Origin of the sequence: Streptomyces sp. NPDC002564 (assembly GCF_042889645.1) — a bacterium.
Lineage (GTDB): Bacteria > Actinomycetota > Actinomycetes > Streptomycetales > Streptomycetaceae > Streptomyces.
Genome location: NZ_JBIARE010000002.1, coordinates 173,997 through 190,852, shown reverse-complemented (window position 1 = coordinate 190,852; position 16,856 = coordinate 173,997). Strand labels below are relative to the sequence as shown.

Annotated in this window: 15 protein-coding genes and 1 tRNA gene; 3 read left to right on the top strand and 13 right to left on the bottom strand. The window is 71.8% G+C overall.

Going from position 1 to position 16,856, the window contains the following annotated elements; translation table 11 throughout:
- Positions 1–325 (top strand): FG-GAP-like repeat-containing protein (locus ACFYXE_RS07685; protein WP_389310019.1); only part of this gene is annotated, 325 nt, incomplete at its 5' end.
- Between the two features lie 144 nt (positions 326–469).
- On the opposite strand, the gene ACFYXE_RS07680 is transcribed toward ACFYXE_RS07685, so the two are convergent.
- The 4 genes from ACFYXE_RS07680 to ACFYXE_RS07665 all read right to left on the bottom strand — a co-directional run bounded on the left by ACFYXE_RS07680 (position 470) and on the right by ACFYXE_RS07665 (position 3,524).
- A tRNA-Pro gene (locus tag ACFYXE_RS07680) sits at positions 470–543 on the bottom strand.
- 94 nt (positions 544–637) lie between these two features.
- A complete protein-coding gene (locus ACFYXE_RS07675) occupies positions 638–1,996 on the bottom strand; it encodes an MFS transporter (RefSeq protein WP_389310017.1) in 1,359 nt (452 codons plus the stop codon).
- A gap of 93 nt (positions 1,997–2,089) precedes the next feature.
- Positions 2,090–2,470 (bottom strand): MmcQ/YjbR family DNA-binding protein, encoded by a 381-nt coding sequence (locus ACFYXE_RS07670; protein WP_389310014.1) that lies wholly within the window; start codon positions 2,468–2,470, stop codon positions 2,090–2,092.
- Positions 2,471–2,531: 61 nt separating this feature from the next.
- Positions 2,532–3,524, bottom strand: a complete 993-nt coding sequence (locus ACFYXE_RS07665) for an alpha/beta fold hydrolase (RefSeq protein WP_389310011.1) — start codon at positions 3,522–3,524, stop codon at positions 2,532–2,534.
- Between the two features lie 454 nt (positions 3,525–3,978).
- Here ACFYXE_RS07665 and ACFYXE_RS07660 point away from each other — a divergent pair, with 454 nt between their 5' ends.
- Both ACFYXE_RS07660 and ACFYXE_RS07655 read left to right on the top strand, forming a co-directional pair.
- The gene (locus tag ACFYXE_RS07660) at positions 3,979–7,455 is read left to right on the top strand and encodes a ThuA domain-containing protein (protein ID WP_389310008.1); all 3,477 of its coding nucleotides are present in this window, start codon (positions 3,979–3,981) and stop codon (positions 7,453–7,455) included.
- 8 nt (positions 7,456–7,463) lie between these two features.
- The gene (locus ACFYXE_RS07655) at positions 7,464–8,360 is read left to right on the top strand and encodes a sugar phosphate isomerase/epimerase family protein (protein WP_389310005.1); all 897 of its coding nucleotides are present in this window, start codon (positions 7,464–7,466) and stop codon (positions 8,358–8,360) included.
- On the opposite strand, the gene ACFYXE_RS07650 is transcribed toward ACFYXE_RS07655, so the two are convergent.
- The 9 genes from ACFYXE_RS07650 to tdh form a co-directional block, all read right to left on the bottom strand.
- Positions 8,354–8,956 carry a GNAT family N-acetyltransferase gene (locus tag ACFYXE_RS07650; RefSeq protein WP_389310002.1) on the bottom strand — a complete coding sequence of 201 codons (603 nt, stop codon included), beginning with the start codon at positions 8,954–8,956 and terminating at the stop codon, positions 8,354–8,356. The two genes, ACFYXE_RS07655 and ACFYXE_RS07650, sit on opposite strands and share 7 nt — an antisense overlap.
- The gene (locus ACFYXE_RS07645) at positions 8,953–9,516 is read right to left on the bottom strand and encodes a helix-turn-helix domain-containing protein (protein WP_389310000.1); all 564 of its coding nucleotides are present in this window, start codon (positions 9,514–9,516) and stop codon (positions 8,953–8,955) included. The genes ACFYXE_RS07650 and ACFYXE_RS07645 overlap by 4 nt, the downstream gene beginning before the upstream one ends.
- Positions 9,517–9,658: 142 nt before the next feature.
- Positions 9,659–10,474, bottom strand: a complete 816-nt coding sequence (locus ACFYXE_RS07640; RefSeq protein ID WP_389311369.1) for an ABC transporter ATP-binding protein — start codon at positions 10,472–10,474, stop codon at positions 9,659–9,661.
- Positions 10,475–10,488: 14 nt separating this feature from the next.
- Positions 10,489–11,514, bottom strand: coding sequence for an ABC transporter substrate-binding protein (locus ACFYXE_RS07635; RefSeq protein WP_389309998.1), 1,026 nt, complete (start codon positions 11,512–11,514; stop codon positions 10,489–10,491).
- A gap of 64 nt (positions 11,515–11,578) precedes the next feature.
- Complete coding sequence (locus ACFYXE_RS07630; RefSeq protein WP_389309995.1) at positions 11,579–12,442, bottom strand: ABC transporter permease; 864 nt, start codon at positions 12,440–12,442, stop codon at positions 11,579–11,581.
- Positions 12,443–12,964: 522 nt separating this feature from the next.
- A complete protein-coding gene (locus ACFYXE_RS07625) occupies positions 12,965–13,318 on the bottom strand; it encodes a beta/gamma crystallin domain-containing protein (RefSeq protein WP_361174925.1) in 354 nt (117 codons plus the stop codon).
- Positions 13,319–13,576: 258 nt separating this feature from the next.
- Complete coding sequence (locus tag ACFYXE_RS07620) at positions 13,577–14,476, bottom strand: LysR family transcriptional regulator (RefSeq protein ID WP_361174922.1); 900 nt, start codon at positions 14,474–14,476, stop codon at positions 13,577–13,579.
- 71 nt (positions 14,477–14,547) lie between these two features.
- Positions 14,548–15,750, bottom strand: coding sequence for a glycine C-acetyltransferase (locus ACFYXE_RS07615; protein ID WP_389309990.1), 1,203 nt, complete (start codon positions 15,748–15,750; stop codon positions 14,548–14,550).
- A 44-nt stretch (positions 15,751–15,794) separates the two neighbouring features.
- Positions 15,795–16,823, bottom strand: a complete 1,029-nt coding sequence (tdh, locus tag ACFYXE_RS07610) for an L-threonine 3-dehydrogenase (RefSeq protein WP_389309987.1) — start codon at positions 16,821–16,823, stop codon at positions 15,795–15,797.
- Positions 16,824–16,856: the final 33 nt, after the last annotated feature.

Below are 16,856 nucleotides of genomic sequence, written 5' to 3'. Positions count from 1 at the left end.
CCGCTTCGTCGACGGCAAGGACATGGGCCGCCTCTACTTCTCCGACATCACCGGCGACGGCAAGGCCGACCTCATCGTCCACGGCCGGGACGGCAAGATCGCCGTCCGCAAGAACATGGGCACCTACTTCGACGGCGGCACCGACTGGTCCAGCGGCTGGGGCCGCTTCGTCGACGGCAAGGACATGGGTGTCCTGCGGTTCGCCGATGCCAACGGCGACAAGAAGGCCGACCTGTTCGCCTACGTGATCAACGACGGCACGGTGTCCGTCCGCAAGAACATGGGCAACTACTTCGACGGCGGCACCGTGATGATCACCCTCTGACGGCTCACCGCGTGGCCGCAGCCGGACAGCAGCAATCCGGCTGCGGCCACCTGTCGTGGTACCGCCGGTGTACCGACCCCCGGAAATGATCAGGGCCGGTTTCGGATGTCTCCGAAACCGGCCCTGATCTGCGACTGTCTCCAGTCGGGACGACAGGATTTGAACCTGCGACCCCTTGACCCCCAGTCAAGTGCGCTACCAAGCTGCGCCACGTCCCGTTGCCCGTGTGACCTGGGGTTTCCCCCGGCCGAACGCGCACCGAAACAATACCGCACTCGGACCGGTGATCGCTCACCCCTTTCCGGGGGCGGGTCAGAGATGGCCCGGGCCCGCGGACTCGCGCGCGTCCGGGGCACCCGTGGCCTGCGCCTCGGGGCGGGCCGTGAGCAGGGGCGCGGCGGGGACGGAGCCGACCGGCGCGGGTCCGTCCGCCCGGACCAGGCCGCGGATCGCGGGGATCGCGAAGAGCGCCGCGCACACCACGAGCGTCATCGCGCCGCCCGTGAGCAGGACCGACTCGGCGCCGAAGGCGCTCGCGGCGGGACCGGCGAGGGCCTGGCCGACGGGCAGCATGGCGAGGGAGCCCGCGACGTCGTAGGCGTGGATGCGGTTCAGGACGTCGGGCGGGACCTGCGTCTGGACGCTGGTCGCCCACATCACTCCCCAGAAGGACAGGCCCGCGCCCGCGACGGCCGCGCCCGCCGCCATCAGCGGGACGCCGAGCTGGACGCCGACGGCCGTCGGGAAGGCGGCGTAGGCGACCAGGGCGATCGTGCCGGCGCGGAGCATCCGGCGGGGGCGCAGCCGCAGGGCGAGCAGGCCGCCCAGGACGGTGCCCGCGCCGAGTGCGGAGTTCACCAGGCCGTACGCGCCGGAGCCGTGCTCCTGGACGACGAGGGTGGCCACCAGCGGCACGGCGGGGCCGGTGGTCATGATCATCAGCACGCTGAAGACGGCTATGACGCCCCACAGCCAGGTGCGGGACCGGAATTCGCGCCAGCCCTGGACCAGGTCGGCCCGGAAGCCGTCGCTGGGCGGTTGCGAGCCGGGACGGGCGGGCGGCAGCCGGAGCAGGAGGAGGCACAGGGCGCTCGCCCCGTACGTGCCCGCGTGCGCGGCGAAGACGGCTCCGGGCGAGGCGAGGCCGACCAGGACACCGGCGGCCGCGGGGCCCGCGAGGGACGCGGTCGACTCGGCCACGCGGATCGCGCCGTTGGCCTTCTGCACGTCGGCGGCCAGGCGCGGCACGGTGCTGGCCACGCCGGGCTGGAAGAGGGCGGCCGCCGCGCCGTTGACCGCGCCGATCGCGCAGATCTGCCAGAGGACGACGTGTCCGGTGAAGAAGAACACCGCCGCGAGGGCCTGCGTGCCGAGCCGGACGAGGTCGGCGCCGATCATCAGCAGGCGGGTGCTGAACCGGTCGGCGAAGACCCCACCGAAGATCACCAGACCGGCGAAGCAGACGGTCGTGGCGGCCATGGCCAGGCCGACGGCCCCGGCGCCGTACCCGTGCCGCAGCAGCCCGGCGGCCAGCGCGACCGGCAGCATCGTGTCGCCGAGCTTGGCCACGGCGCGGGCCGTGAAGAACAGTCCGAAGTCCCGCGACCAGATGCCCCGGTCCCCCGCGGCGCGCCCGGCGCCCTCCCCTTGCGTCCCCGGTCCTGACGGCACGCTGACCCCACCCCTCCCGTCGGCAGTGGTGGGATCATGCCACGGGGCACAGACAGCGCTCTCTGTCCCGCCGGTCCGTGGACGCGGTGCGGCTCACTCCGTGGACGGGGCGCCCAGGCCGGGGTGTTTGTCGAGGAGTCGCGGCGGCGCCGCCTGGCGCCAGGAGTCGGCCAGGATGTCCGTGAGCTCGTCGCCGTCGAGGGCCGCGAGGCGCACCCGGACCCAAGCCGAGCCCGCCTCGTGGGCGGCGACCCAGAACTTGTCCGGCTCGGCGAGGACCAGTTCGTCGCGCTCGACCTTCGGGCAGCGCACCGCGAAGGACGTCTCGTCGTCGGGCACCGTCACGAACATTTTTCCGGCCACCCGGAACGTGGGCATGCTCCACGCGAGCTTCTCCGTCGTCTCCGGCAGGGAGAGCGCGATGCGCCGCACGTCGTGGGAGGTGACGCGGGCACGGGATCTGGACTTCGACATGCCCTGAACCGTAGCCAACGGCACTGACAGTCACCCGGCGACGCCCGTGGCCGCGCGCGCCTCAGAGCACCCGCTCGTCGAGCCAGGCCGTCAGGTCCTCCTGGACCTCGTCGCGGTTGGTCTCGTTGAGGATCTCGTGGCGCGCGCCCGGATAGCTCCGCCAGGTCAGGTCCTCGACACCCGCGTACCGGAAGTCCTCCAGGAGTTCGTGGACCAGGGTCATCCGCTGGTTGCAGGGGTCCTCCTCGCCGACGGCGACGTGGATCGGCAGATCGGCGGGCACGCGCGCGAGGTTGCGCGGATCGTTGATCTTCCGCACCGCGCGCACCCAGTCCAGGCAGAGCCCGGCGGAGAACGGGAATCCGCAGCGTTCGTCGGCGACGTAGGCGTCGACCTCGGCCTCGTCCCGCGAGAGCCACTCGAAGCCCGTCCGGTGCGTGTAGGGGTCGTTGAAGGAGGCGAAGAGGTCGGGGACGTACGAGGAGAGGGCGGCGCGGCCGTGCTCGGCGATCTCGCCCTCCAGGCGGGCGATCGAGCCCTCGATCTCGGCGCCGGGCAGTGAGCGGAACGTGCCCGAGAGGATGACGCCCGCGAGCCCGTCGGCGTACTCCTGCGCGTAGTCCCGCGCGAGCAGCGAGCCGAGGCTGTGCCCCAGGAGGAAGAAGGGGGCGCCGGGGTGCAGGGTGCGGACCTGGTCGCCGATGGCCTTCAGGTCGTCGACGATCGCCCGCCAGCTGTCGGCGTCGTCCGGACCCGCGGTGTCGAAGGTCACTCCGTAGCCGCCGGTGGCCTGCGCGGTGGCCCCGTGGCCGCGATGGTCGGAGGCGACCACTCCGTAGCCGCGGGAGGTGAGGTGGCGGGCGAACCGGTCGTAGCGCAGTGCGTGTTCGGCGGCGCCGTGCGCGATCTGCACGTACGCGCGCGGCCTGCCGTCGGCGGGCAGCCAGGTGTACGTGGCGACGGGGACGCCGTCCGCGGCGTTGAGCAGCCCCGCGGTGTATGCGGCGGGGGTGGCGGTGCTGGTGGCGTCGTCGGCTCGGTCGGACGTCGGCATCGTGACGGGCTCCCTGGGGTGTGGCTGGTTCGTGCGGTGGTGGGGGCGGGCGCCGTCGGTCCGTGCGCCCGGCCCTTCCCCGGGCAGCCTCCCCCGCGCGCGGGACGTCATGCGGACGACCTGACCTCGTCCCCCGTACGCGGCGCGGCCGGCCGCGGCCCCCGCTCCGGCGCGGTCGGCGCCGTCCCACGCAACTCCCGGCGCGCGTCGGCCCCTTCCGACCCATTGACCCTGCGCGGAAGCGGAACCTACCCTGAATCCCGCATCGTGAAAGCGCTTTCTACGATCGGATCGTCGCTTTCCGCCTCAGCGCGCACGCATCTCCCCGCGCACCGCAGCTCCGCGCGCGGGCGCACCACCCGCGCAGCCCGCGGACATCCGCACCCCGCACCGACGCAACTCACCGCACACCCGGCGACCGGCAGCCGTCCATCCGCCAAGCCCAGGGAGCGCCATGAGTTCCACGGCACCACACCGTGCGCGCAGCCGCGCACCGAGACCCCTGCTCGCCCTCATCGCCCTGCTGGCCCTCGTCGTGGGCCTGCTCGTCGCCGCACCGCCGCGCGCGGCGGCCGCGCCCGCCTTCCGTGTCCTGGTCTTCTCCAAGGTCACGAACTTCGCCCACGACTCGATCCCGGCCGGCGTCGAGGCGATCGAGAAGCTCGGCGCCGAGCACGGCTTCGAGGTCGAGGCCACCGACGACGCCGGGGCGTTCACCGACACGAACCTGGCCCGCTTCCAGGCCGTCGTGTTCAACAACACCAACTCCACGCCCGAGAAGGGCGATCTCCTCGACGCCCCGCAGCGCGCGGCCTTCCAGAAGTACGTCCGGGCGGGCGGCGGCTGGGTCGGGCTGCACGCGGCGTCGGCGAGCGAGCGCGACTGGGACTGGTACGAGGGCCTGGTCGGCGCGATCTTCGACAAGCACCCGGCCGTGCAGAAGGGCCGGATCAAGGTGCTCGACCACGCGCACCCGTCCACGAAGGGCCTTCCCGAGCTCTGGGAGCGCGAGGAGGAGTGGTACAACTGGCGCACCAATCCGACCGGCAAGGTGCACACCCTCGCGCAGATCAAGGTGCGCGACGGCGTGACCGGGCTCGACGAGGGCGTCGACCACCCGTGGTCGTGGTGCCAGAACTACGACGGCGGCCGCTCCTGGTACACGGCGGGCGGGCACGCCGCGTCGGCCTTCCAGGAGGAGGGCTTCCTGCGGCACGTCCTGGGCGGTATCCAGTGGGCCGCCGGTGACAAGCCGGGCGACTGCACGGCCACCAGGACGGGCAGCTTCCAGCGGACCCCGCTCGCGACGGACGACCTCGCGGACCCGTTCGAACTGGCCGTCGCGCCCGACCGGCGGGTGTTCTTCGTCCAGCGCACCGGCAAGCTGAAGATCATCGACCAGGAGACGCTGAAGGTCTCCACGGCGCTGGATCTCGCGTACACCCCGGAGATGACGAGCCAGTCGGACGGGCTGCTCGGGCTCGCGCTCGACCCGGGGTTCGCGGACAACCACCGGCTCTATCTGCTGCACTCCGACAAGACGGAGAAACGCATCAACCTCTCCCGCTTCACCGAGGCGGGCGGCAAGGTCGACCCGGCGTCGGAGAAGCGGCTGCTGACCATTCCGACGTGGCGCGGCGAGGGCCGCGCCAATTCCCACATGGCGGGTTCGATCGCCTTCGACAAGAAGGGCGATCTGTACGTCGCGACGGGCGACAACACCGATCCGTTCGCCTCCGACGGCTTCGCCCCGATCGACGAGCGCGAGGGCCGCAGGGCGTGGGACGCGCAGGGCACCGCGGGCAATACGAACGACCTGCGCGGGAAGATCCTGCGGATCACGCCGAAGGACGACGGCACGTATGCCGTGCCCGCCGGGAACCTCTTTCCCGAGGGGACGGACAAGACGCGCCCCGAGGTGTACGCGATGGGGCTGCGCAATCCGTTCCGGATCACGACGGACCCGGTCAGCGGCGCCCTGCTGGTCGCCGACTACGGCCCCGACGCGAAGGAGGCCGTGGCGGACCGCGGCCCCGAGGGGACGGTCGAGTTCGACCGAATCACCGCGGCGGGCAACTACGGCTGGCCCTACTGCATCGGCGACAACACCCCGTTCAACGACTACGACTTCGCGACGAGGACGCCCAAGGGGAAGTTCGACTGCGCGAAGATCGTCAATGACTCGCCGAACAACACCGGGCTGCGCGAACTGCCGCCCGCCGAGCCGGCGAACGTCTGGTACGCCTATTCCGCGTCGAAGGAGTTCCCCGAACTCGGCACGGGCGGCGGCGGCCCGATGAGCGGCCCCGTCTACGACTACGACGCCGACAACCCGTACAAGACGAAGTTCCCCGAGTACTTCGAGGGGAAGTGGCTCACCTACGAGCTGACCCGGCAGTGGTTCAAGGCCTTCTCGGTGCAGGAGAAGGATCAGGAGTTCGGCGATCCGCGGTTCCCGCCGGCGAAGGCGGGCGATCTGCAGTCCATCAACCCCGTGTTCCCCGAGATGAAGTGGAACCAGCCCTTCGACGCCGATTTCGGGCCGGACGGCGCGCTGTACGTCATCGACTTCGGGCTCGGCAGCGGCACCGGCCGCGGCGGCAGCAACGAAGGGTCGGGCATCTACCGCATCGATTACGTGGCGGACGGCCGGCTGCCCGACGCCCGGATCACGGCCACCCCGGACAACGGCCGCACTCCACTGACCGTGACCTTCTCCAGCGCGGGATCGGGGCTGCCGGGCGGCACCCCCGTCACGTACGCCTGGGACTTCGACGGCGACGGCACGACCGACTCGACCGAGGCGAACCCGACCCACACGTACGCGGCCAAGGGACAGTTCACCGCCCGCCTGAAGGTGACCGGACCCAAGGAGCTGACCGCGCTGGCCGTACGGGACATCACGGTCGGCAACACCAGACCGCAGGTGAGCATCCAACAGCCGCCGAACGGCGGGACGTTCAGTTTCGGCGACACCATCCCGTTCACGGTGAAGGTGACCGACCCGGAGGACGGGCCCGTCGACTGCGGGCGGGTCGTCGTCCAGTCCCAGCTGGGGCACGACACGCACCTGCATCCGCTGGACAACTACACCGGCTGCACGGGCGAGATCGTCACCGACGCCGGTGACAGCCACGGGCCCGGCCAGAACCTGTACTACGGCATCACCGCGCAGTACGAGGACAAGGGCGCGGACGGGGTTCCCGCGCTGACCGGCTCGGCCTCGCTGACGCTGCGGACCTCCTTCCGCGAGGCGGAGCACCGCACCGCCACGGGCGGCGCGCACGACGGGGTCGTCACCGCCGACCGCGCGGACGCCTCGGGCGGCAAGCGGCTCACCGAGATCGAGGACAAGGACTGGATCTCCTTCGACCCGGTGCACCTCAAGGGCGTAGCGTCGGTGACCGTGGGCGCCGCGTCGGGCGGCCTCGGCGGCGACGTCGAGTTCCGGGCCGGCTCGCCCACCGGCAAGCTCCTCGGCAAGGTGACCGTGCCCCCCACCGGCGGCTGGGACAAGGCCGTCTCACCGACCGCCCGGCTCACCGCGCAGGACGGCACGATGAAGCTGTACGCGGTCTTCACCAACCCGCAGTGGTCGGCCGGCAAGCCCGACCTCCTGACCGTCGACTGGCTGCGCTTCAACGGCCCCGGGGTGGAGAAGAAGTCCGCCGCGAGCGTCTCGCCGAAGGCCGCGCCGGACAGCGGCGCGCCGCCGCTCGCGGTGTCGTTCACGAGCACGGTGAAGCTGCCCGCCGGCCGCACCGCCGCCGCCTACCACTGGGACTTCGGCGACAACTCCAAGCCGTCCGGCACACAGGGCCCGACCGCCGCCCACACGTACGCGCGCGTGGGGACCTACACCGCGCACCTGACGGTGACCGACGACAAGGGCGACACGACGACCGGCGCCGTCCCGGTGACGGCGAAGTGAGGACGACGATGAGCGGATCCGTACACCCGCCCGCCGCCGGCGGTTCCCGGCGCGGCTTCCTGCGGGCGGCCCTCGGAACGTCCCTGGGGCTCGCGGCGACGGCGGGCGGGACGCTGCCCGCGCGGGCGGCGGCCGACCGGCCGCCCCGGCGCCGCATCCCGCGCGACGGCATCGGCATGCACCTGTACACGATGCGGGACGCCCTCGCGCGGGACTTCCCCGGCACGCTGGAACAGCTCGCCGGGATCGGCTACGCGACCGTGGGCGTGAGCGGCCGGCACGGCCACGACGCCGTCGGCATCCGGCGGATGCTGGACGCCGCCGGCCTGCGGGCGGTCCTGGAACACGTCGCCTACCCGACGCTGACCGGCGCCGGACTGCCCCGGGCACTCGACGACCTGCACACCTTGGGCGCGCACTGGCCCGTGGTGCCGAGCCTGCCCGGCGAGCTGCACACGCCGGAGGGCTTCCGGGAGGCGGCGCGGCAGTTCAACCGGATCGGGTGCGCCGCGCGGGCGGCGGGGCTCGGGCCCGTGCTGTTCCACAACCACGGCACGGATCACGTGGTGGCCGACGGCACGAGCCTGTACGACATCCTGCTGACCGAGACCGATCCCGAGTTCGTCGGCTTCGAGCTGGACGTGTACTGGGCGGTCAAGGGCGGCGCCGATCCCGCCGCGTACTTCCGGCGCCACCGGCACCGTTTCCCCGCGCTGCACGTGAAGGACATGGCGGCCGACGGCGGCTTCGCCGACGTCGGTTCGGGGACGCTCGACTTCGCCGGGATGTTCGCCCACGCGCGCGTGGGCGGGGTCCGGCAGTGGCTCGTCGAGCACGACTCCCCCGCCGACCCGTTCGCCAGCGCGCGCACCAGCTACGCCTACCTGGCGGCGCTGCGCTACTGAGCCGGCACGCCCCGCGGCCCGGCGTCGGCCCGTCCGGCGCCGAGCCGCTTGTAGTAGAGGGTCGTCGCGTGCAGCGCGCCCGCGGGATCGGCCGCGTAGTCCGGGATGCTGCCCGCCTCGGCCCACCCGGTGCTCCGGTAGAGGGCCTGGGCGGGGCTGCCGGTCTCGGTGTCCAGGACGAGGAGGGTCACGCCCGCCCGCACCGCCGCCTGTTCCGCGGCGGCGAGCAGGGCCCGGGCGTGCCCCTTCCCGCGTGCGCAACGGTGCACCATCAGTTTGGTGATCTCGGCGCGGTGGCGGCCGTTGGGCTTGTCCACGAAGGCGAGGCCGACGGTGCCGGTCACGCGGCGCCCGCCCTCCTCCTGATCGTCGGTCAGCGCCCAGACCGCGAGGCGTCCGTCGGCGAGCGCCGGGGCGAGCCCGCGCCACCACGCCGCCGCGGCGGCCCGGTCCAGGCCGGCGAGGAAACCGAGCGAGGCGCCGCCCCGCACCGTGTCGACCAGCAGGTCGGCCAGGCCCTCGGCGGCGTCGAGGAGCCCTGCGGGATCGAGGCGCGCCAGGTGGGTGCCGCGCACGGCCGCCGGGTGGTCCTTCACGCCTTCACCACGACCAGCACGTACCGCGCGGCCTCCTCGCCCGGGCAGCGGAACCGTGAGGGGCCCCACAGCCGGTAGCGCAGGCAGTCCCCGGTGCGCAGACGGTGCGCCTCGCCCTGGACCGTGACCTCCATGGCTCCTTCGAGCACCCAGATGTGCTGTTCCAGGCCGGGCACGGGCGGCCGGTCGTACGCGATGTCGGCGCCGGGCTGCAGCCGGCCCTCGACGAGCTCGCCGCGCATCCCTGTGCGCGGCGGCGAGACCGACCACCGCATGAACCCGGCCTCGTCGTCCGCCCAGACCGCCTGGTCGACGGCGCGGACCAGTTGGGCGGGCTCCGCCTCCACCTCGCTGAGGAGCTGGGACATGGTCCGTTCGTACACCGCGCAGAGGCGGTTCAGGAGGGCGGCCGTGGGGCTGATCTCCGCGCGCTCGGCGCGGGACAGCGTGGAGCGGCTGATCCCGCTCAGCTCGGCCAGTTCGCCCAGGGACCAGCCGCGTTCGGCGCGCAGCTCGGACAGCCGGGCGGCGAGGCGCGCGTCGACTCCATCATGTTCCATATCTGGCACGCTATCCCGCATATGGGATGCCAACAAGTGTGTCTTGCCTCTCGGATACGCATGCTGTGAGCTGGGCGTATGCGAGCTCGCGCGGGCTCGGCGAGGTCCGCGCCGCCCGCCGTGCGTGCCGTACGGCACTCCCTCAGTCGTGTGCCGACGCGGCCCCCAGCAACTCCCTGATCCGCCCCGTCGCCTCGCGGAATCCGGTCGAGGCGAGCGTCTGCGCGTATCCCCGGTCCGGCGGGAGGCCGACCTCGATGACCTCCGTGACCGTGCCGGGTCGCGGGCTCATCACCACCACGCGGTCCGCCAGGTACACGGCCTCGGCGATCGAGTGCGTCACCAGGAGCACCGTGGTGCCGGTCTCCCGCCAGATGCGGTTCAGCTCGACGTTCAACTGCTCGCGCGTGAGCGCGTCGAGGGCTCCGAACGGCTCGTCCATGAGGAGGACGGGCGGCTCGTGGAGCAGGGCCCGGCACAGCGCCACGCGTTGCTGCATGCCGCCGGAGAGCTCGTGCGGGTACGCGTCCTCGAAGCCGCCGAGCCCGGTCATGCGGATCAGCTCGTCGGCACGCGCGCGTGCCCACTCCGCGGGGAGGCCGCGCATCTCCGCCTGGAGGAGGATGTTGCGCCGGGCCGACCGCCAGTCGAGCAGGGCGGCGCGCTGGAAGACGTATCCGATGTCGCGGCGCGGCCCGGCCACCCGCTCACCGTTCAGGAGCACGTCCCCCGCCGACGGCCGCAGCAGCCCCGCGACCAGCTTTAGCAGGGTGGACTTGCCGCAGCCCGACGGACCGACCAGGGCCACGAACTCCCCGGTGCCGATGTCGAGCGACACGTCGCGCAGCGCGGTGACGTCCTTCTTCTTGGTCCGGAAGCGGACGGCGACGTCGGCGATGCGCACGGCGGGCGTAGCCGTCCGCGCGCCCGTGGGCCCGGCGCTCTTCTTCAGCGTCATGTCGTTGGGCATGGTCACCCCTTGATCCCCTTGGCCGCATCCCAGTACTCCGTCACGGGTTTGGGGTGCTCGACCAGGCCCGCCTCGGTGAAGACCTCGATGGTCCGCTTCCAGTCCGCCTCCGTGTTGACCCCCGGCGCCTTGCCCCGGGTGGCGTCGGTGTGCAGCAGGGTCAGCGTCGTCCTGAACTGCTCCGACAGGACGTCCTCGGGCGGGAGTTGCTCGGAGGCGCCCTTCATCGCCGCGACCGCGGGGCCCGGCTTCTTCCGGGCCGCCGCCCATGCCTCGCTGACCGCCTCGGTCATCCGCTCGGCCAGGTCCCCTCTGCCCCGCAGGGTCTTGGGCCCCGCGATGAGTCCGTTGGAGTAGAAGTTCAGGCCGTGTTCGGAGAACCGCAGGTACGAGACGTCCTTCCTGGCCTTGCTGCGCATGGTCGGTCCCTGATCGCTGGCGTAGCCGAGCAGCGCGTCCGTCCTGCCGGAGATCACCGCGGCGATCTTGCCCGCCGGATCGGTGTTCTGGACCTCGACGTCCGAGAGCTCCATGCCGTTCTTCTCCAGGAAGATCGGGAAGGTCTTGGTGAGCGCGTCGCCCGCGGTGCCCGCGACGGTCATGCCCTTCAGGTCGTCCGGCGACGCGACGCCCTCGGTGGCGAAGGACTGCACGGAGGCCGGCGTGGTCTGCAGGAATACGCCGAGGCTCTTCACCTTGACGCCCTGGTCGACGCCGGCGAGCACGGCGGGCGTGTCGGCCCAGCCGAAGTCGGTCTGCCCGGCGCCGGTCGCCTGCACGGTCTTCTGGGAGCCCTGGCCCGCCCGGATCTCCAGGTCGATGCCGTGTTCCTCGAAGATCTTCTGCCGCTTCCCGTAGTAGAACGGCGCGTGCTCGCCGTACGGGTACCAGTTGAGCGTCAGGGTCACCTTGTCCAGCTTCTCGCCGGAGGCGCTGGTGCTCGTCCTGTCGTCGTCACCGCAGGCGGTCGCGGTGGCCGCGACGAGGGCCAGGGGGACGAGGCCGGTGAGGAGTCTGCGCGCGTGCATGGGACGGCCCTTCTCGCGTACGGACGACGGGGGGGGGAAGCCGGGAGCGGGGAGGCGGGTGGGCTCAGTACGCGGTGGTGGCGGCCTGGTCCCTGCGGCTCGCGTGCCACGGGAGCAGCAGCTTCTCGGCGATCTCGACGAGCACGAACAGGACCACGCCGATCAGTGACATGACGAGCAGCCCGGCGAAGAGCATGGGGGTGTCGAGATTGCCGTTGGCCTGGAGGATCACATAGCCGAGGCCTTCGTTCGCGCCGACGAACTCGCCGACCACGGCTCCGGTGACGGCCAGCGTGACGGCGACCTTCAGGCCGGCGAAGAGGTGCGGCAGGGAGGCCGGGAAGCGGATCTTCAGGAACGTCTGCCAGGGCCGCGCCCCCATCGTGGCCGAGAGCTGCAGCATCTCCGGATCCACCGCCTTCAGGCCGGTGACCATGGAGATGACGACCGGGAAGAAGGCGATCAGGACCGCGATGAGGATCTTCGGCGCGATGCCGAAGCCGAGCCAGACGACGAACAGCGGGGCGATCGCGATCTTCGGGACGACCTGGGCGAACAGGAGGACGGGGTAGAGGGTCTTCTCGACGGTGGTCGAGGCGACCATCAGGACGGCGGAGAGGATGCCGACGGCGACCGCGATGACGAAGCCGATCAGGGTCTCGTACGTGGTGACCCAGCTGTGCTGCCACAGGTAGTCGGGCTTGTCGAGGACGACGTCGAGGGTGGCCCCGGGCGAGGGCACCAGATAGGCCTCGACCATCCCGGTGGCCGCGATCAGCCACCAGGCGCCGAAGCAGACGACCAGCAGCGCGAGGGGGCGCCAGCTCTTCTCGGCGGCCTCGGCGGCGCGCTGCCGCAGGCCCGGCCGTTCCCGATCGGCGACTCCCGCCGTGCGCACGGGAGGTGCGGACAGTGCGCTCTGACTCACGGTGAACTCCCCTGACGTTCCCTGGTATGCGGCGTACGTGGGAGGCAGTTGCGTGGACCGGTGCGGAGCTCTGTGCTGCGGACGTCCCGGAAAGCGCTGCCAGAAAGCGCTTTCTGGCACAGTGCCGCAACGCTAATGACTGGCCGACCGCAGGGTCAAGAGGTCGGAGCTGAGTTTCGCGGCGCGGGCCGGGCGGGGTCCCTCGGCGCGGGCCGGGGCGTCGTCACGCGGCGAGCGCGAGGCGGCCCGCGCCGCGACGCGGCGGGGGCGACGCACGCGGGAACGCGGAAACGCGGAAACGCGGAAACGCGAGAACACGGAAAGACGAGAACGCGAAAAGACGGCGCAAGTGAGGAACAGGAAGGCGGCACACGTGAAAGGCGGAATACGCGCTGTCGAAATGAACGCGACCGGCCACGCCCCGAAAGGCGTGGCCGGCGGAATCCGGAACATGGCCATGGTGCGGAGATGGCCACCGCGTCACCGAATTATTGGCCCGAATTCACCCGGGCCGTTCCCTCGTCAGAGGATTTCGATGTCCTTCACCTTCGGCGGACGGCTCGGGAAGGTGATGTCGGTCCACCGGTTGATCCGCACGGAGTCACCGTTGGCGTCGTAGTAGATCAGGTCGTTGTTGCCCGTGGAGATGCGGTCGACCCACCAGTTGCCGAAGCCGGTCCGGCCCTTGTTCGCGTAGCAGTCCACGCTCTGCCGGCCGCCGTTGTGCGACCAGATCTTCAAGAAGTTCTCGCCGCCCCTGCACTCGACGTGGTCGATGGCGAAGGCGTTGCCACTGGGCATCACCACGGTGAACGCCGCGGCGGCGGCGACCGCCACGGTTGCGGAGCGCGCGATCCTCTTGGTTTTCGACAGCACAAGAACTCCCTCATTCCAGGCCCGTACGTGACCGTATCGAGCGGCCATTTCCGGGAAACGTCTTCCGCTTGCACGACGACGATCCTGGAAGACGCCTGTACATGGCAATCTCTCAATTCACGCACGGCCGGAACAGACCGCCCAATGTCCTGATCCATTCCACTACGGGCATTTAATCGCCCTTTGGGACAAGAATATGGGCACACAGGGCACCGCGAGGACGGCCCAGGAGGCACCCCGGGACGCGGCAGGCCGGGCTCAGCCCGCCGCCTCCCCCAGCGCGGCGAGCACCGGGCGGATCAGCGGGTGCCCTTCCGCGCCGCACCGCACCGCCGCGAACACCCGGCGTGTGGGCACCGCACCCTCCACCGGACGCACCACCGCGCCGGACACGTCCATGCCCCGCAGCGCCGAGCGGGGTACGAGGGCGACTCCCGCGCCTGCCGATGCGAGTGCGACCACTGCCCGGAAATCGTCCGACCAATGCTCCAACTCGGGCTGGAACCCGGCCTGTTCGCAGGCGAGGACGACCACGTCGTGGCAGGGGTTGCCGGCGAAGGGCCCGATCCACACGTCCTTGGCGAGCTCGGCCAGCGGCACCCGCTCGGCGTCCGCGAGCCGGTGGCCGAGCGGGAGCACCGCGTCGAACGGCTCGGCGTAGAGCGGTACGCGGGTCAGCCGCGGGTCGTCCGCGCCCGGTGCGCCCCGGTACTCGACCGCGACGGCCACGTCGACCTGCCGGTCGAGGACCATCGGCAGGCTCGCGTCGCCCTCCGCGTCCTGCACACGGACGCGGATGCCGGGCGCCGACGCGGCGAGCCGGGCCAGCGCGGGGGCCACGACGAGGCCGATCCCGGTGGCGAAGGCGGCGACGGTCACCGTGCCCGCCTCGCCGGAGCTGTACGCGGCGAGTTCGGCCTCGGCGCGCTCCAGCTGGGCCAGGACGGCGTTGGTGTGGGTCAGCAGGATCTCGCCCGCCGCCGTCAGGCGCACCCCGCGCGCCGAGCGCTCGACCAAGCGGTGACCCGTCTCCTGCTCCAGGGCGGTGAGCTGCTGGGAGACCGCGGACGGGGTGAGGTAGAGCGCGGCGGCAGCGGCCGTGACCGTGCGGTGGTCGGCCACCGCACGGAGGATGTGCAGCCGCCGCGCTTCGATCATGTCGTCGATTCTCCCAAACCGACGGCCTCAGGCGCACCGCGGGCCCCGCCCGGGGTGCGCCGTCTCCGGGGTCAGCCCTGGTCGAGCTCCGCGCGCGCCGCCACGAAGGCGTCCACCGCGCGGTTCACGTCCGCCGTGGAGTGGGCGGCCGACAGCTGGACGCGGATGCGGGCCTTGTCCTGCGGCACGACCGGGTAGGAGAAGCCGATCACGTACACGCCGCGCTCCAGGAGCAGCTCGGCCATCCTGCCCGCGACGGCCGCGTCGCCGATCATCACCGGCGCGATGGCGTGGTCGCCGGGGAGGATGTCGAAGCCCTCCTCGGTCATCCGCGAGCGGAACAGCGCGGTGTTCGCCGCGAGCTGCTCCCGCAGGTCACCTGCGGACTCGAGGAGGTCGATGACCTTCAGCGAGGCCGCCGCGATCACCGGGGCGAGGGTGTTGGAGAAGAGGTAGGGGCGCGAGCGCTGGCGCAGCAGGGCGACGATCTCGGCGCGGGCCGCGACGTAGCCGCCGGAGGCGCCGCCGAGCGCCTTGCCCAGGGTGCCCGTGATGATGTCGACGCGGTCCATCACGCCGTGCAGCTCGGGGGTGCCGCGGCCGCCGGGGCCCACGAAGCCGACGGCGTGCGAGTCGTCGACCATGACCATGGCGTCGTACCGGTCGGCGAGGTCGCAGATCTCCTGCAGCGGGGCGACGTAGCCGTCCATGGAGAAGACGCCGTCGGTGACGATCAGCTTGCGGCGGGCGCCGCCCTCGGCGGCCTCCTTGAGCTGCTGCTCCAGGTCGGTCATGTCGCGGTTGGCGTAGCGGAAGCGGCGGGCCTTGGACAGCCGGATGCCGTCGATGATCGAGGCGTGGTTCAGGGCGTCGGAGATGACCGCGTCCTCGGCGCCGAGGAGGGTCTCGAAGACACCGCCGTTGGCGTCGAAGCAGGAGGAGTAGAGGATCGTGTCCTCCTGGCCGAGGAAGGCGGACAGGCGCGCCTCCAGCTCCTTGTGCACCTCCTGGGTGCCGCAGATGAAGCGGACGGAGGCCATGCCGTAGCCCCAGCGGTCCAGCGCCTCGTGGGCGGCGGCGACGACCTCGGGGTGGTCGGCGAGGCCGAGGTAGTTGTTGGCGCAGAAGTTGAGGACCTCACCGGCCCGGCCGCCCCCGGTGACGGCGACCTTCGCGGACTGCGGGGTGCCGATGACGCGCTCGGGCTTGTGCAGGCCGGCGGCGCGGATCTCGTCGAGGGTGGCCTGGAGGTCTTCGCGTACGTTGTCGAACATGCGTGGTCCTTTGGGAGGAGGGCCGGGAGTCGGGCCGGGGAGGTTCAGGAGGTCCAGTCGAGGATGACCTTGCCGCCGCGGCCGCTCGCCGCGTCGTCGAACGCGGCCTCGAAGTCGCGGTGGCCGTAGCGGCCGGTGATGACGGGGGCCAGGTCGAGGCCGCCTTCGAGCAGCACCGACATCGCGTACCAGGTCTCGAACATCTCGCGGCCGTAGATGCCCTTGATGGTGATCATCGAGGTGACGATCCGCGACCAGTCGACGGCGAACTCCTCGGCGGGCAGGCCGAGCATGGCGATCTTGCCGCCGTGGGTCATGTTGGCGACCATGTCGCGCATCGCGCGCGGGTTGCCGGACATCTCCAGGCCGATGTCGAAGCCCTCGCGCAGGCCGAGCTCGCGCTGGCCGTCGGCGATGGTCGACTCCGCCACGTTCAGGGCGAGGCTGACGCCGACCTTGCGGGCGAGCTGGAGGCGCTCCTCGCTGACGTCGGTGACCACGACGTTGCGGGCGCCCGCGTGCCGGGCGACGGCCGCGGCCATCAGGCCGATCGGTCCCGCCCCGGTGATCAGCACGTCCTCGCCGACCAGCGGGAAGGACAGGGCCGTGTGGACGGCGTTGCCGAACGGGTCGAAGATCGCGGCGACGTCCAGGTCCACCGGGACGCGGTGCACCCACACGTTCCCGGCGGGCAGGGCGACGTACTCCGCGAAGGCGCCGTCGCGGCCCACGCCGAGGCCGACGGTGGCCCGGCACAGGTGGCGGCGGCCCGCGAGGCAGTTGCGGCACTTGCCGCAGACGAGGTGGCCCTCGCCGCTGACCCGGTCGCCGGTCTTGATGTCGGTGACGTCGCGGCCGGTGTCGACGACCTCGCCGACGAATTCGTGCCCGACGACCAGGGGCGCCGTGATCGCCTGCTGCGCCCAGCCGTCCCACGACCGGATGTGCAGGTCGGTTCCGCAGATGCCCGTGCGGAGGACCTTGATGAGGACGTCTCCGTGGCCGATGACCGGCTCCGGCACGTCCTTCAGGCTGAGACCGGGCTCAGCCTTCTCCTTGACCAGCGCCTTCAACGCTACGGCTCCCGTCGTACGTCGTCACTTCCC

What these genes read in the sequence shown, in the direction of transcription:
- ACFYXE_RS07615 (WP_389309990.1), bottom strand. Translation starts at nt 15,750, where the DNA reads ATGTTCGACAACGTACGCGAAGACCTCCAGGCCACCCTCGACGAGATC.
- ACFYXE_RS07640 (WP_389311369.1), bottom strand. Translation starts at nt 10,474, where the DNA reads ATGACGCTGAAGAAGAGCGCCGGGCCCACGGGCGCGCGGACGGCTACG.
- ACFYXE_RS07670 (WP_389310014.1), bottom strand. Translation starts at nt 2,470, where the DNA reads ATGTCGAAGTCCAGATCCCGTGCCCGCGTCACCTCCCACGACGTGCGG.
- ACFYXE_RS07620 (WP_361174922.1), bottom strand. Translation starts at nt 14,476, where the DNA reads ATGATCGAAGCGCGGCGGCTGCACATCCTCCGTGCGGTGGCCGACCAC.
- ACFYXE_RS07645 (WP_389310000.1), bottom strand. Translation starts at nt 9,516, where the DNA reads ATGGAACATGATGGAGTCGACGCGCGCCTCGCCGCCCGGCTGTCCGAG.
- ACFYXE_RS07635 (WP_389309998.1), bottom strand. Translation starts at nt 11,514, where the DNA reads ATGCACGCGCGCAGACTCCTCACCGGCCTCGTCCCCCTGGCCCTCGTC.
- ACFYXE_RS07655 (WP_389310005.1), top strand. Translation starts at nt 7,464, where the DNA reads ATGAGCGGATCCGTACACCCGCCCGCCGCCGGCGGTTCCCGGCGCGGC.
- ACFYXE_RS07665 (WP_389310011.1), bottom strand. Translation starts at nt 3,524, where the DNA reads ATGCCGACGTCCGACCGAGCCGACGACGCCACCAGCACCGCCACCCCC.
- ACFYXE_RS07660 (WP_389310008.1), top strand. Translation starts at nt 3,979, where the DNA reads ATGAGTTCCACGGCACCACACCGTGCGCGCAGCCGCGCACCGAGACCC.